Genomic DNA, 15,185 nt, shown 5'->3' on the forward strand with positions numbered 1-15,185 from the left:
ATCGTCCGATGTCCACCGCCCCTGCCACGTTGCATGCCGGCGCCGCCGCCGCCCCGCCGGGATTTGAACAGGACCGGATCGTCCCATCGTCGCCGCGCGATCCGCTCGCCCGCCCGCTGCTCGAAGGCTTGCTCGGCGAATACGACCGTCGTTACGGCGACCTGCCCGATCATGCCGGTGCCGCCGAACAGGAGGTCTATCACCGCTATCCGGCGGAGGCGTTCGAGCCGCCGCACGGCGCCTTCCTGCTCCTCCTGCGCGACGGCGAGCCCATCGCGGGCGGCGGCTTCATGCGCCACGCCGATCCGCTCACCGCCGAACTCAAGCGGATCTGGACCGCGGACCTCCATCGCCGGCAGGGGCTGGCGATCCGCATCGTCGCCGCGCTGGAGGCGGAGGCGGCACGGCTGGGCTATACGCGCGTCTTCCTCACCACCGGCTTCCGCCAGCCCGAGGCCGCGGCGCTCTACCACCGGCTCGGCTATACGCCGCTCTACGATCCGCAGGCCGATCTCGCCGCGCTGTTCAAGCTGCCCTTCGAAAAGGCGCTGGCGAAGACGGTGCGCGACGCATGACCGCCGCCGTGCTGCCGTCCGATCACCACGCCGCGACCGGCCGCTACGACCATCTGCGCATCGTCCCGGCGCGCTATCCGGCGCGGACTGCAGGAACGGTCATCGCGGTGATCCTGATCGCGTCGATCGCCGCGTCGATCCTCGGCAATCCGCGCTGGGGCTGGCCGGTGTTCGCGCAATGGTTTCTGTCGGAACCGGTGATCGCCGGGCTGGGGCGGACGCTGCTGCTGACGGTGCTCGGCACGCTGTTCGGGTCGCTGCTCGGCACCACGCTGGCACTGGCGCGCGTGTCGGGATCGCCGCTGCTCGCCGGCGTGGCGTGGGGCTATATCTGGCTGTTCCGCTCGATCCCGCTGATCGTGTTGCTGCTGTTGCTCAACAATCTCGGCTATCTCTATGCGACGATCGGCCTCGGCGTCCCGCTGACCGGGATCACCTTCGCGTCCTGGTCGACGACCGCGCTGATCAGCCCGTTCAGCGCCGCGGTGATCGGGCTGACGCTCAACCAGGCGGCCTTTTCGTCGGAGATCATCCGCGGCGGCATCCTGTCGGTCGATCATGGCCAGCGCGAGGCCGCCGCCGCGCTCGGCCTGCCGCGCCGCCGTCAGATCTTCGGCATCGTGCTGCCGCAGGCGATGCGCAGCATCCTGCCGCCCGCGTTCAACGAGATCATCAATCTCGCGAAGGGGACGTCGGTCGTCTACATCCTCGCGCTGCCCGAATTGTTCTACACGGTGCAGGTCATCTACCGGCGCAACCTCGACGTCGTGCCGCTGCTGATGGTGGCAACGGTCTGGTATCTCATCATCCTCACCGCGCTGTCGGTGGTGCAGCGGCGGATCGAGCGGCGGTTCGCGCGCGGGGCCGCCGGCACGACAGCGCGCGTGTCCTCACCCTCGCCCGCCCGCCCGCAGGCGGCAACGCCGCGGGTGCCGCTGCCGTTCGTGCGCGGCGGCACGGTGGTGGTAGAGCGCGTCGCCAAGAGCTTCGGCGCGTTGCGCGTGCTCGACGACGTGTCGTTCACCGCGCCATCGGGCAGCGTCACCGTCATCCTCGGCCGCTCGGGTTCGGGCAAGTCGACGCTGCTGCGAACGATCAACCATCTCGAACGCGTCGACGAGGGGTTCATCGCGGTCGACGGCGCGCTGATTGGCTACCGCCAGCAGGGCGAGCTGCTGTTCGAGCTCAAGGAGCCCGAGATTCTGCGCCGCCGTGTCGACGTCGGCATGGTGTTCCAGGGCTTCAACCTGTTTCCGCATCTTACCGTGCTGGAGAATGTGATCGAGGCCCCGGTCAGCGCGCGCGGCCGCCCGCGTGCCGAGGTCGAGGTGGAGGCGCGCGAATGGCTCGCGCGCGTTGGCCTGTCCGAGAAGGCGGACGCCTATCCGCGCCACCTCTCGGGCGGCCAGCAGCAACGCGTCGCGATCGCGCGCGCGCTGGCGCTAAAGCCCAAGGTGCTGCTGTTCGACGAGCCGACCTCCGCGCTCGACCCCGAACTGGTCGGCGAGGTGCTCGACGTCATCAAGGAGCTGGCGCGATCGGGCACGACGCTGATCATCGTCACGCACGAGATCGGGTTCGCACGCGAGGTCGCCGATACGATCGTGTTCATGGACGCCGGCCGCATCGTCGAGACCGGTCGGCCCGAGCAGATCCTCGGACCGCCGAATTCCTCTCAAAGGTCCTCTGAATGCGGCTGATCCTCACCACGATCCTTGCGCTGACGCTCGTCTCGCCGGGCTGCAAGCCGCCGCCCGACGCGGCAGGGCCGCAGGACGCACCGCCGATCCGCGCGAAGAAGGTCGACGCGGCGATCACGCGGCTGCCCAAGCCGCTGCGTCTCGCCGAATCGGGGACGCTGACCATCGCGATGACGGTCGGGCAATTGCCGCTCGCCGATTTCGCCGCCGACGGCACCACGGTGATCGGCACCGAGCCCGACACCGCGCGACTGATCGCCGACAGCCTCGGATTGGAACTGCATGTCGTCCCGGTCGCCTGGGCGGATTGGCCGCTCGGGCTGGAATCGGGCAAATATGACGCGGTGCTGTCGAACGTGACGGTGACCGAGGAGCGCAAGGCGAAGTTCGATTTCTCGACCTATCGCAACGACCTGCTCGGCATCTACACGCGTAGCGACGGGCCGGTGAAGGCGGTCGGCGCGCCGCGGGACATCGCCGGCCTGTCGGTCGCGGTGGGCGCGAGCACCAACCAGTCGCAGATCCTCGATCGCTGGAACGCGCAGAATATCGCCGCCGGGCTGAAGCCTGCGAAACCGCAATATTATGACGACACCGGGATCATGCGGCTGGCGTTGCTGTCTGGCCGCGTCGACGTGTCGTTCGACCCGAACTCCACCTCCGCCTGGGCGGCGCGCGACGGCAAGACGCGCAAGGTCGGCAGCTTCTCGGGCGGCTGGCCGCTGGCCGCGCAGGTCGCGGTGGCCACGCGCAAGGGATCCGGGCTCGCCGAGCCGATCACCGCGGCGCTCAACGCGCAGATCGCCAACGGCACCTACGCGCGCCTGCTCAAACGTTGGGGCCTCGAAGCGGAAGCGATCGACCGGTCGCAGACGAACCCGCCCGGGCTGCCGAAGAGCTGAACGACAGGATCGCGACTCGCCTGGAGCCGTCCGGCGCCCCAGACGGCGTTCGTCAGTGGACGCAGGCGCCCTCGCGAGCGTCGCGGCCCGAGGCGTAGCGGTGCAGGATCCACCGTGCGAACAGACCGATGACGATCGTACCGAAGCTGGTCAGCGCGCCGATCGGACCGACATGGACGACGCTCGCCTGAAGGATGTAGAGCGCGACCCCGGCGAAGATCGCCGACAGCAGCAGCGCGAACGGCATGCGATACGGCCGCACCACCGCCGGGCGCTTGCGGCGCAGGATCGGCACGGCGAGCGCGCTGAGCGTCAGGAACAGCCAATAGACCGGCGACATATAGTCGACCATCGTCGCAAAGCCGGTCGGCGTCAGGGCACCCCACACGATCAGCAGCAGCGTGATGACGGTCTGGAGCAGGATCGCCGCGCGCGGCACGCCACGCGACAGGTCCCAGCCGGCGAGCCGTTCCAGCCCGGGCGTGTCGGCGGCCGCGGCATAAAGCGTGCGCCCCCCGACGATGAGCAGCGCGTTGAGCACCGCCATCGTCGCCAGTCCGACCGCGGCGACCATGATCGTTTCGCCCGTGCGCCCGGATATGGCGAGCATCACCGCGGCGGCAGGCGCGTCGCTGGTCGCGAGACCGGCGACGCCCAAGACCTGCAGATAGGCCCAGTTGGCGACGAGGTAGAGTGCGGTGACCGCGCTCATCCCGCCGATCAGCGCGCGGGTCATGTCGCGCGGCCGTCGCACCTCGGCCGAGAGCGTCGCGGCGTCGTTGAAGCCGCCATAAGCCAGCATGACATAGACCATCGCCACGCCGAAATCGGGTGTGCGATACGAGCCGGAAACCGGATGATGCTCCACGCCGCCCTGCAACGTCAGCCACAATGCGGCGCCGCCGACCGCGAGCAGCGCGACGACGTCGAGCAGGACGAACACCACTTCGCTGCGCGCACTCGTCCGTAACCCACGCAGGTTGATCGCGCTGAGCGCAACGACGAGGGTGCCCGCGAGGATCGCGCGCGCAGTGCCGTCCATCGGGATCATCTCGCCGAGATAATCGGTCCCGACGAAGGCGAGCATCGCGGCCGAGGCGGTGAAGATCACCGCAAAGCGCGACCAAGCGAACAGGAACGCGATGGTGTCGCCATAGGCCTCCTTGAGGAAGCGATAATCGCCACCGGGATGCGGAAAGGCCGAACTCAGTTCGGCGTAACACAGCGCCCCGATCAGCGCGACGATGCCGCCGATCGTCCAGGCAGCATAGACGGCGAACGCGGATCCCAGTGCGCTGCCGACGAACGACGCCGAGCGGAAGATACCGGCGCCGACGACCATGCCCATCACCACTGACGACGCTTGCCAGGGGCCGATCAACCGGCGCAGCGGCATGTCGCGCTCGGCGCCGGTCGGCAAAAAAGACGCAGATCCCGTCATGTACGTCCCCGTTCAGCCCCAGCCGAAGGGCCGGGAAGTTTTTGTTACGGGTCCGTTATCAATCCTTGCCAATTCCGACCAGTCAAATGGGATATCGGATTGCCAAGACGACGATGGGGGACATGATGAGGATGATGCGGCAGCGGCTGCTCGTCGGGGTCGCGGCCATATGGCTGGTCGCCGGCGGCAGCGCACGGGCGCAGGAAGCGCACCCCGATGACGACGGCGAGGCTGCCCGGGCGGATATCACCGTCATCGGCACGCGCGCCGCGGGACGCGGCACCACCGACAGCCCGGTTCCGATCGATGTGATCCGCGGCGACGCGATCCGTCAGGCCGGCGCGAACGGCGAACTCGCCCAATCGCTCGCCACGTTGCTGCCCGCGTTCAACTTCCCGCGCCAGTCGAATTCGGGCGTCGGCGACACCGTGCGCGCGGCGCAGTTGCGTGGTCTTTCGCCCGACCAGGTCCTCGTTCTGGTCAACGGCAAACGCTATCATCCCACCGCGACGACGGCGCTCGACGCCAAGATCGGCCGCGGCACGGCGCCGGTGGATTTCAACACGCTACCCGTCGGCGGCGTCGCGAGGCTCGACGTGCTGCGCGACGGGGCGGGCGCGCAATATGGCTCGGATGCGATCGCCGGCGTCGTCGATATCGGTCTCGACCGGCTCGACCATGGCGCCGCCGCCGGCATCACATATGGCGGAAACGTCACCCGGCCCGATGCGCTCGACCGGACACTGCACGACGGGCGCACCGCCGTCATCGACCTGAAGGCCGGCACGCGGCTCGGCAAGACCGGCTTTCTTACCCTCGGCGGCGATTATGGCCGGCAGCAAGGCACCAACCGCGCCGGCTATGATCGCGGCGGCCAATATCTATCGAACGGCAGCTATGCCGATCCGCGCAACGACGCATTTCTCGGGCGGCGGCTGTTCAAGGTCGGCGATCCGCGGGTCGACAGCGGCCATCTGTGGTTCAATGCCGAAAGCGCGGGCGACGACGGCGCGACGCTCTACAGCTTCGGCATCCTGCATCTGCGCGAAGCGGCCGGCGCCAATTTCTTCCGCTGGCCGGTCATCGTCGACGGCAAGGGCGACGATTATGTCGCGCCCGGCCAGCCGGGCAACGGGTTCCGCCCGCAAAGCCTCGTCCGCAACGGCGACCTTTCGGTCACCGCTGGCGTGCGCGGCATACTTGGCGGGTGGAAGGTCGATGGCAGCGTCACCTATGGCGGCAACTGGATCCGCTATCGGCTGCGCGACTCGCTCAATTATTCGCTCGGTGCCGCCAGCCCGACCGCCTTCCTGCTGTCCCGAACCCGCTCGGATCAGCTCGTCGGCAATCTCGACGTGTCGCGGGACTATGACCTCGGGCTGACCTCGCCCGTCACGCTGGCGGCGGGCTTGGAATATCGGCATGAGCGCTGGCGCTCCCGCCCCGGGGATGCCGCCTCCTATGCGGTCGGACCGCTCGCGGATCCGGCGTCACTGGGATTGCAGCCGGGGGCCCAGGCCGGTCCGGGGTTGACTCCGGACGATGCCCGCTCGCTGGGGCGCGACGTCGTGGCCGGCTATGCCGAAGCCTCCGCCGACCTGCTGCCGGGCGTGCTGGCGGATGTGGCGGGACGGATCGAACATTATTCGGATGCGGGCACCGCGGTGGCGGGGAAGGCCGCCGTGCGCTGGGCGATCGCACCCGGCCTCGCGGTGCGCGGATCGGTGTCGAACAGCTTTCGCGCGCCGGGCCTCGCACAGCTCGGCACGTCTGCCACCTCGCTCAGTTTTGGCGAGGGCGGGCAGCTGCGCCGCGTCTCGACGCTGCCGGTGGACAGTCCGGCGGCGCGCGGACTGGGCGCGCGCGACCTGCGACCCGAGCGCAGCGTCAACCTGTCGGGCGGGATCACCACCACGCCGGTGCCGGGACTGCGGCTGTCGGTCGATGTCTTCCAGATCCTGATCGACGATCGCATCACACTGTCGGAACGCTTCGATCTGTCCGCCGTGACGCCGTCGCGGCGCAGCGCGCTCGGCCTCGCCACCTATGATGCGATCAATTTCTTCACCAACGCGGTCGACCTGAAGACGCGCGGGATCGATGCGGTCGCGGACTATCGCCGCACCTACGGGGGCATCACGATCGGACTGGCCGCAGCCTATAGCTATGCCAGGAATACGATCCGTCGCGTCACGGCGCCGCCGGCGCAACTCGCCGCCAACGGCATTGGCGGCGGGCTGATCGGGCTGGAGGAGACCAATACGCTGGAGACCGCCCCACCGCGCGACAAGATCATCCTGTCGGCGGATGCGGCCCGTGGGGCGGTCTCCGGTCTCGTGCGCGGCGTCCGCTATGGATCGGTCGATCACGTCTTCGATTTCGGCGGCGGCTTCACGCCGCGGCAACGGTTCGGGGCGGCATGGTCGCTCGATGCCGAGCTGTCGCTGGCCGTGCGCCGTGGACTGACCGTGAGCGTCGGGGGAAACAACCTGCTCGACCGCTATCCCGATCGGTCGATCGACGATTTCAACGGCGCGGGCAATCTGGCGTACGACCCCTTGTCGCCGATCGGGATCAACGGCCGCTTCCTTTATACGCGCGCGCGGGTGGCCTTATGATCCTCCCGAGCCTCGTCGCGGCGATCACTGGTCGCGGCCCAGATTGCGCCGGATGAAGCGCCCGACCGTGCCGCCCATCTGCTGGCGAACCTCGTTGCGATCCCGTCAGTCAACGGCAAGCCCGCCGCAAGGGCAGTCGCCGAGAGGCACGCGCATAAATCCTGCAAGCCGGCTTCACACCGACGGGAGTCCGGATCCTGCCCTATAGGCAAACGGTCGCGTTCATCTTGCGCCTGTGTGCCGCACGCCCATGCAGGGGTGTGATCTTGCTGCCCGGTCATTTGGACGTGGTCTGGCGCATCGCGCGGAACCTGCTGCAGGTATCATCTTCCGATTAACCTTATGGATTATCGATCAGCGCAGCGTTTTTTCCGGAGCGCGTTGTCCATCGGCTTGCTCAGGCGACCGACCGGCAGGCTGTCGAAGCGCGTCTCGACGCGCGTCACGTCAAGAACAAGGCGGCGATATCCGCATCGCCATGCCCGGCCGCCGCCGCCGCATCGTTAACGAGCTGCGCATCCTTGGCGCCATTCTAGACCGAGAAGCTCGGCGCGAAGTCGCCCGCCGGCATCGCCTTGCCCTTGGCGTGGAGATAGCCATAGTCGAGCGGCCCGCCCGCCACCGCCTCGAACAGCAAGGCCGGGTCGACGCCCGCCGCGATGCTCGACGCGACGCCGGAGGGCTACTGAGGACATGACCATGCACAAGAGCTTGATCGCACTCACCATTCCGTTGCTAGCCGCCGCAGCTGAGCCGCCCCGCGACTGGTCGGCAACGCTGCGGGCCGATGCGATCGCCTTCCACGACGCGATAGCGGCGAACCATCCGGGCCCGGTCAATCGCCTCGACCCCGTTTCACCGAGCGCAATGATGCCGGGCTCGCACTGGCGCTGCGCCGGGCGGCGAACGCACGCGACTATCCTGCCTATCTGTGGGCGATGCGCGCCTATATCGCTGGCTTCAACGACGGCCATGTCGCGTTCGATGTCAACCAGCCGGTGCCGCTGCCGCTGCGCTGGCCGGGTTTCCTCACCACGCTCGACGGTGCCGAGCGGGCTCAGTTCACCACGATCCATCCATGCCGACCTTCAAACAGCCAGCAGCTCGAATTACAACTTAACCCATTCCTGAATCCTGAATGTCAACGCAATCTAGCGACTGGCGCAGGTGATCTTCAAACCCAACTTCCCGATCGGAAATTCTCCGCCGTATCTCTGACCGCTCCTCGCGCAAATTGGTCGCCGTAGGAACGCACATCTTGGTCTGCGCCAGACGATATGAAACCCTGTCGTGTGATGACGATGATATACGCTTTACTCGCGCAGGTTTCCGTGACCGCCCGAGGGTGTCAATACGACCGGACGGCGCTAATGGCGCTGGATCAAGATGCCTTCGATCAAGGTATGACAGGCGGATGGCGTAAGCTGGAATATGATGGCTGCGAAGCCGAAGCTGCCGACCTGATCCGCGACTGGCGTGTCGCGCATAAAGCGAAAGGTCATGTACTGGTGTGGCACGAGGGGCAGCTACGTGCCGACCTTGGTCAAACTGCCGCAGCCACTTCGCTGTTTCGGCAGTCGTACAAGCCCGTGAAAGAAGACAAAGGTATGGGCTGGAACCTGTATGTGGACGGCACGATCGCCTTCCTCAGGAGTGATCGCCGAGCGTTCGATGCTGTAAAGGTCAAGCTTGCGGCGCTGCCTCGCCCGGCAAAGTTTACTATGGAAGGCCCTGACGGAAAACCGGTGTCGGTCAGAAGGCCAGTTAATATGAACGTGTTCGAAGGCCTCGAACGCTGCTGGGGTAAGCCATATAAAGTCACCTACGCCTGGTCGACCCCAATGCGCGTAACGATACCAGATACCAAATAGTCCATTCCTTAAACACCATCCTTATGGGAATGCCTCGACCATCTCGCACGCTGTTCCTAAAGGCAAATGCGATACCTAGCTGTCCGTCATACTCTATAGCGGCTGGCGAAACGTCTCATATATATGGCGCACCCATTTGAGCGTCGGCTGATCCGACCACCTCGCAATAACTGGTGCGAGCGAATCCGGCCAACAAATGCCTGCGGAAAGGCTTTTTACGGGTTCGAGCTGCGGCAACGCGACCGGCGCGAACAGGCTAGCAGCGGTCAGGTCGGCGCGGCCAAACTTCCCGCCAACCAGATGGTCGCCGCGTCCGGAGAGTAACAGGCCGAACCATTCGAGTTCGCGATCCACTTGCGCGATCAGGTCGGGCAGGAGATGCAGCCGCGCATTCACACCCGAAGCCATAATCGGACGAAGCAGCGGCCACGTCAGACGCCCGATTCTTGCTTGCAGCGTGCTCGTGTCGCGCAGCAGCACGTCCCGAATACCCGATTTCGGATCGGCTAACAGGCCAGCGTAGAGGCACTGTCGTATCAACGGTCCGGTCACCTGCTCTAGCCGCCGTTCGATCGCTCGGTCCGCTCCAGGCAATCCCGACCAAGCTAGAATTCGGTCGCTTCCTTGGCATAGCGAACCGTCGCTGAGCACGAGCAAGGGAAGCGAGGTAGATGCTGCGCCGAGGCGTTTGACGCGAAGCATGTGAGCGCCGGGTGCCAGCCGCTCCTCACCATAGGCAATCGCCTGCCGGTCGAGGGCCCAGCGCGCTCGTTCGCAATAGTGAGATGGTGGTAACGTAAGGAGGAGCAGGCGACTGCCCATGCTTGCTGTTACAGGTGCATCAATCATCGAACGGGTTTTCATTGCAATGGATTACGCTGCAAGATTCCCGTTTCACCATCCCAATGGAAAAGCCTGCGGCGTCTCGCTGGCCGTTCCCAATCGGGAAAGTCGCCATGTTACCGGCGTGACGAAGCTTGTACGCTGGTGACATGGACGAACAGGCGATTGCGGCGATCAGCCATGTCTACCGGATTTACGATGCCGGCAGCACGATCATGCCGCACAGCCACTCGCAGCCAAGTCTGACGATCGTTCTTGGCGGCGGGTACGAAGAAACGATCGGCGGAAGGGCCGGCATGGAAGCACGGGGAAGCGCGCCCGTCTGTCCGGCCGGTCTGCCGCACGCACAGCAGTTCGGCCCACGCGGCGCGTGCAAGATCATCGTCACTCCTGCCGGCGACCTGCTGGATTATCTGACCGACACGACACCGTTCCAGACGGCACCGGCGGTCCGATCGAGTGCCATCTGGCGACTGGCGGCGCGCATCGATGCCGAGCGGCGCGCCGCCGATATCTTCTCACGAGGCGCGATCGAGGGCCTGATCTGGCAGGCATCGGCTGAGCTGGGGCGCGGCCTCGCAGGAGCGTCCGTACCGGCCGCCACGATCGTGCGTCGCGCGCGGGCGCTGATCGACGCGACGGAGGCTGAACCGCTGTCGATCGCTGCTTTGGCCCGACACGTTGATTGCCACCCGGCGACCCTCACCCGTGCTTTTCGGCGCGAGCATGGCTGCACGCCGGGTGCCTATCAGCGCGAGATGCGCGTGAGGAAGGCCGCCGGCATCATCAGCACTACGACGTTGCCGATTGCGGCCATCGCAGCAAGCTGCGGCTTTTGCGACCAGGCACACCTCGCTCGTTCCTTCCGCACAGTGCTGGGCTGCTCTCCTTCCGAGTACCGTCGGCGCGCGTAACGTCCCGATCGCAACTCCCGTCCAAGCCAGGCCGCCCGGCTCGGGCTATTGTGAGGCGTCTTCTGCGACATCAATGGACCCACAATGCGCTTGCCTCTGCTGATCGCCTTGAGCTTGCTGGCCACCACCACACCCGTTGCCGCCCCGTTCGATCGGGGAGCATGGCAACAGGATTATGCGCAGCTCAAAGGCGAGCTGCTGAACCGCTATGCTAATCTCGCGTGAAAGGCGTCCGGCATCGGCGGCGTCGACCTGCCCGCGCTCGAGCGAAAAACGGCCACCGCGCTGGCGTCCGCGAGCGACGACATCCAGGCGGCAGACGCAATCCGTGCCTTTGTCGCCGGTTTCCACGACGGGCATCTGTCCGAGCTGCCATATCTCGCTGCGGCGACGACGCATCCTGTCGAGCCAAACAAGCCCCCGCTTGATCCGACCGAGCCGGTGACGGGGTGCGCGGCGTTGGGATATGCCTCGACCGGCATGGTCGCCTTCTCGCTTCCGCTGGAGGCCCTGCCCGGCTTCAAGCTGGTGTCGGACGGGCTCGGCTCGACGTTCCGGACCGGCATCGTCACGCGATCGGGCGTGGCGATGGGCGTTCTCCGCATTCAAAACTTCCGCGCCCGCGCCTTTCCCGCCACCTGCCTTCATGCCTGGGCGGACCTGCGGAAGGCCGGCAAAGCCATCACGCCCGATACGATGCGCGAAGCGGCGCGAATACGCTGGTTCAAGGACATGGCCGATGGGATCGAGACGCTGCGCCAGGCTGGCGCCAATGCCCTCGTCATCGATATCGGCAACAACAGCGGAGGGGACGATAGTGGGGATTGGACACCGCGTATTCTCACTGACCGGCCAGTGCGATCCGCTCGCCTGTTGATGGCGGATGCGCCCGTTGCCGCGCGCTACTTCGCCGACGAGATCGCGGACATCGACGAGGTGCTGGCCGCCACCCGGTCGCGCGACGCCAGGACCGCGCTGATCGAAGCGCGCTCGTTCTTCTCCCGGCAGATGGTCGAGATCGGGCAGCATCACTGCGACTTGTCCTGGGTCTGGAGCGGACAGCGGGCCTGGTCGCCGTCGAACTGCAACCGGCTGCTCGCCGCCGGTTATGCCGGGGGCTACTCCGCCGGTCTGCCCCGCGATGCCTTCGGCGATAGCAATGCGGCAACCGTGCTGTCTTCCGCGTCGGCGGTCCAGTCGCTTTATGGCATCTGGACCGGGCCGACCTACGTTCTTGCCGACAAGCGGTCATATTCGTCGGCCGAGATGTTCGCAGCCGTGATGCAGGACAACCGGATCGCCAGACTTGTCGGCGAACGGATGGGTGGCGACGGGTGCGGTTTCATGACGGAAGGCGAACCGATCGTTCTCCACCACTCGCGGCTCCGCTTCCGGGTGCCGAACTGCATGAGACTCCGCGCTGATGATACGAACGAGGAAGCCGGCATCTCGCCCGATCTGCCCGTGCTGCCGACTGAGGGCGAAAGTGACCGGGCACGGGGCGAGCGTGCCTTGTTCGCCATCGCCCGCGAAGCTTCTGGTGCCTCTCGCAAGCCAAGCTAGGCACGGCTTCGAGGAGGTTCCCGCCTCCCCAGAACACCATCCCGAACGGGAAGGCAGGGGCATCAGCCGCCATCGAATACGGCAACACGATCAAAACCCTCTGCTGTTGTGGGTTCCTCAAACTGCTGGGCGACGGCGACAATCGCCGGGGTTGGTACGACCTTGTCAAGGCTCCGGGCTGCGTTGCGTTCGAGCGCCACATCAAGCGGTGTGTCGATCCATACCGCTTCGACGGATGATCCTAGCCGTTGGGCGATGCTGATAACCTTCGCCCTATGTCGAACACCGGGAAGCGCCGCATCGAAGTAGATCGTAGACGGCGATGCGGGCTGCGAAGAAATCCACGTCGATTTGCCGGCTCCTTGGATGCCGCAGACCACCACCACCCGCGTTGATGCCGGCGCGAGCTCCAGCGCGCGCTCCAAGGCCGCATAGGACAGCCGCCATGCTTCTTCGTTGCGCTCCACCGTCCAAAGCCGACCTTCTGGCGTTTCAAGGAAATCGTCCGGGTTAATCACTGTCGGGACGGCCATCGGACCAGCATAGCGGCACGTCAGTCAATTCGCACTCAACGATCGAATGCGAGACCAGCGACGTGCGTTCCGACTAAGCTATGTCGTCACCCACTCGGCGTCGCCACCTACTCGGCGGTTCGAACGATCTGGTTGCGCAACCATTGATGAATAATGGAGCAAGGGGTTGGTGTCACAACCGGACGGTCAGGACACCAACCACTCGCTATTGGTGAAGTGAACGCCACCAAGCGTCACCCTTGTACGGCTACGCCAACCCGCTTTAAAACCTACTTGCTAATGCGAGTCGTTCCTATTAGCGCCAGTCAGAGATTGGGGGCTTATGATGCGTTTGGTTTTTTCGGCAGGAACGGCGTTGGCGGTTGTTCTATTATCGCAAGGGGCGAACGCGCAGCAGCGTGACACCGACCAAGACCGCGACGACATCGTGGTGACCGCCATTGTTGACCGGCCGGCCAATGCGTCCAAGACGGACGTTCCACTGATCGAGACGCCGCAGGCGATATCCGTCGTGACGGCCGACACCTTGCTGGAACGGGGCACGACGCGACTGGCAGACGCCTTGCGCACGGTAGCCGGCATATCACGCAGCAGCACCTACGGCTTCTTCGATGCCTATACGATCCGCGGCTACGATGCGGCCTATGGCAGCGTCTATCTCGACGGCGTGCTTAGCGAGGCGGGCGTCGGGACAAATTACGAGCTGGCCGGTCTGCAACAGGTCGAGGTGGTGAAGGGGCCGGCCTCCGCACTGTTCGGTTCCGCTCCGCTTGGCGGCATCGTCAATCTCGTCAGCAAGAGGCCGCAGGCGGAAGCGTTCGCCGATCTTTCCGTCTCGACCGGCTCCTACGGCCTGGCGGAAGGTGCCGTGGACCTCAACGCTCCATTGACCGACGACGGCACGGTGTCGGCTCGCCTCAATGCCGTCTACCGCGATGTCGGCAGCTTCGTCCGCAACTCTGGACAGAACCGCTTCTACGTCGCGCCGTCCCTGGCTTGGCAGATCGGTCCGCAGACCAGCCTCACGCTCCTGGGCAACTATCAGCGTGATCGGGACAATCCGTTCTCGCCGCTCAGCGCATGGGGCACGGTCCTGCCGAGCGCCTACGGCCGGACACCGATCAACTTTTCGATCAACAACGCCGCCAGCCAGCAGGCGGACTATAACCAGGACCGCAAGTCGATCAGCACGATCTTCTCGCACCGGTTCAGCGATACACTCGGTTTCAGCCAGATCATGCGGTATACCCGTCGCGCGACCTATTGGGATCGCTGGATGTTCGTCGGCGGTGTCATCGATGACAATGTCGTTGACGGCGTTCAGCAGGGTCGCACCCTCGGCCGCTATTATTATGGTCCTTACCGCAGCACCGACAAGGATTTCGCTATCGACAATCGGGCGACGTTCAAGTTCGCGACCGGAACGATCCGTCATGACGTGCTCGGCGGCATCGATTATCGAAGCAATCGTCAGCGCCACGAGGGTGACGGCGACTTCGATGGATCCCACAACCCTCTCGACGTCGTTACGCCGGATTACAGTGCTCCGTTGCGGCCGGAGTCCGCTCCATATGCGGGCGCGTCGCGCAATCAGCAGCTCGGCTTCTACGTGCAGGATCACATCTACCTGGCAGAGAGATTCACTGCGACGCTGAGCGGACGATGGGACCGGGCCAAGTCGAACGGCGAGTTGCAGACCGCCTTCAGCCCGCGTGTCGGCTTGACCTATGAGATGGTCCCGCATTGGACCGCCTACGCAACTTGGTCGAAGTCGTTCGTACCGCAGTTCGGTTCGCAGATCGTCCAGGCGGTCGACGCCGACGGCAATCCAAGCGTCATCGGACAGGCTCCCCCCGAGCGGGGTCGCAACATCGAGGGCGGCATCAAGCTCGAGCCGGCCGGGGGAACAGTCTCCGGCATGGTCTCAGTCTATGACCTAGAGCGACAGAATGTCCTGACGAGCGATCTGGATTTCCCGAATTTCTCTCGGATCAGCGGTCGTCAGCGCAGCCGCGGCGTCGAAGTGGAAGGCCAGTGGCACCCTGTCCGAGGAGCGTCGGTGAACGCCGCCTACTCCTATATCCGTGCCAAGGTTCTCGAAGATACGCTTATGCCGGCGGAATCGGAGTTGCAGAACATACCCCGCCATAGGCTCAGGACTCATTGGTCACAGCCAGAAGATGACGGTGGCCGCGAGCGCGACGGCAGAGAAGAAGACAGTTGGG

Annotated in this window: 13 protein-coding genes; 10 read left to right on the plus strand and 3 right to left on the minus strand. The window is 65.4% G+C overall.

What is annotated here, in order from left to right; genetic code table 11:
- The first annotated feature begins 8 nt into the window (after window positions 1-8).
- Genes AC07UH_RS16670 through AC07UH_RS16680 form a run of 3 tightly spaced genes read left to right on the plus strand, consistent with a single transcriptional unit; the run spans window position 9 to window position 3,177 of the window.
- Window positions 9-575 carry a GNAT family N-acetyltransferase gene (locus tag AC07UH_RS16670; protein WP_495181156.1) on the plus strand — a complete coding sequence of 189 codons (567 nt, stop codon included), beginning with the start codon at window positions 9-11 and terminating at the stop codon, window positions 573-575.
- Window positions 572-2,275 (plus strand): amino acid ABC transporter permease/ATP-binding protein, encoded by a 1,704-nt coding sequence (locus tag AC07UH_RS16675; RefSeq protein WP_495181157.1) that lies wholly within the window; start codon window positions 572-574, stop codon window positions 2,273-2,275. Before AC07UH_RS16670 ends, AC07UH_RS16675 begins: the two co-directional genes overlap by 4 nt.
- On the plus strand, window positions 2,266-3,177 hold the full coding sequence (locus tag AC07UH_RS16680; RefSeq protein ID WP_495181158.1) for an ABC transporter substrate-binding protein: 912 nt from the start codon (window positions 2,266-2,268) through the stop codon (window positions 3,175-3,177). Before AC07UH_RS16675 ends, AC07UH_RS16680 begins: the two co-directional genes overlap by 10 nt.
- A 52-nt stretch (window positions 3,178-3,229) precedes the next feature.
- Here AC07UH_RS16680 and AC07UH_RS16685 read toward each other — a convergent pair whose 3' ends face one another.
- Window positions 3,230-4,618, minus strand: a complete 1,389-nt coding sequence (locus tag AC07UH_RS16685; protein WP_495181159.1) for an APC family permease — start codon at window positions 4,616-4,618, stop codon at window positions 3,230-3,232.
- Window positions 4,619-4,743: 125 nt separating this feature from the next.
- Between AC07UH_RS16685 and AC07UH_RS16690 the strand changes: the two genes are divergently transcribed.
- From AC07UH_RS16690 to AC07UH_RS16700, 3 genes are all read left to right on the plus strand, one after another.
- Complete coding sequence (locus AC07UH_RS16690) at window positions 4,744-7,236, plus strand: TonB-dependent receptor plug domain-containing protein (protein WP_495193956.1); 2,493 nt, start codon at window positions 4,744-4,746, stop codon at window positions 7,234-7,236.
- A gap of 938 nt (window positions 7,237-8,174) precedes the next feature.
- Entirely contained in the window at window positions 8,175-8,483 is a 309-nt protein-coding gene (locus tag AC07UH_RS16695) for a hypothetical protein (protein WP_495181161.1), read from the plus strand.
- A 123-nt stretch (window positions 8,484-8,606) separates the two neighbouring features.
- Window positions 8,607-9,107 carry a hypothetical protein gene (locus AC07UH_RS16700; protein WP_495181162.1) on the plus strand — a complete coding sequence of 167 codons (501 nt, stop codon included), beginning with the start codon at window positions 8,607-8,609 and terminating at the stop codon, window positions 9,105-9,107.
- Between the two features lie 93 nt (window positions 9,108-9,200).
- Here the strand turns inward: AC07UH_RS16700 and AC07UH_RS16705 are convergent, their stop codons facing one another.
- The gene (locus AC07UH_RS16705) at window positions 9,201-9,971 is read right to left on the minus strand and encodes a glutathione S-transferase N-terminal domain-containing protein (protein ID WP_495181163.1); all 771 of its coding nucleotides are present in this window, start codon (window positions 9,969-9,971) and stop codon (window positions 9,201-9,203) included.
- A gap of 128 nt (window positions 9,972-10,099) precedes the next feature.
- Here AC07UH_RS16705 and AC07UH_RS16710 point away from each other — a divergent pair, with 128 nt between their 5' ends.
- The 3 genes from AC07UH_RS16710 (at window position 10,100) to AC07UH_RS16720 (ending at window position 12,427) form a co-directional block, all read left to right on the plus strand.
- A complete protein-coding gene (locus AC07UH_RS16710) occupies window positions 10,100-10,864 on the plus strand; it encodes a helix-turn-helix domain-containing protein (RefSeq protein WP_495181164.1) in 765 nt (254 codons plus the stop codon).
- A gap of 84 nt (window positions 10,865-10,948) precedes the next feature.
- A complete protein-coding gene (locus tag AC07UH_RS16715; RefSeq protein ID WP_495181165.1) occupies window positions 10,949-11,089 on the plus strand; it encodes a hypothetical protein in 141 nt (46 codons plus the stop codon).
- 255 nt (window positions 11,090-11,344) lie between these two features.
- Window positions 11,345-12,427: a S41 family peptidase gene (locus AC07UH_RS16720; protein ID WP_495181166.1), complete on the plus strand. Its 1,083-nt coding sequence runs from the start codon at window positions 11,345-11,347 to the stop codon at window positions 12,425-12,427.
- A gap of 62 nt (window positions 12,428-12,489) precedes the next feature.
- Here the strand turns inward: AC07UH_RS16720 and AC07UH_RS16725 are convergent, their stop codons facing one another.
- Window positions 12,490-12,960 (minus strand): AAA family ATPase, encoded by a 471-nt coding sequence (locus AC07UH_RS16725; protein WP_495181167.1) that lies wholly within the window; start codon window positions 12,958-12,960, stop codon window positions 12,490-12,492.
- Window positions 12,961-13,285: 325 nt separating this feature from the next.
- Here AC07UH_RS16725 and AC07UH_RS16730 point away from each other — a divergent pair.
- Window positions 13,286-15,185 (plus strand): TonB-dependent siderophore receptor (locus AC07UH_RS16730; RefSeq protein WP_495189958.1); only part of this gene is annotated, 1,900 nt, incomplete at its 3' end.

It is taken from the genome of Sphingomonas sp. GW821-FHT04B01, assembly GCF_059420425.1.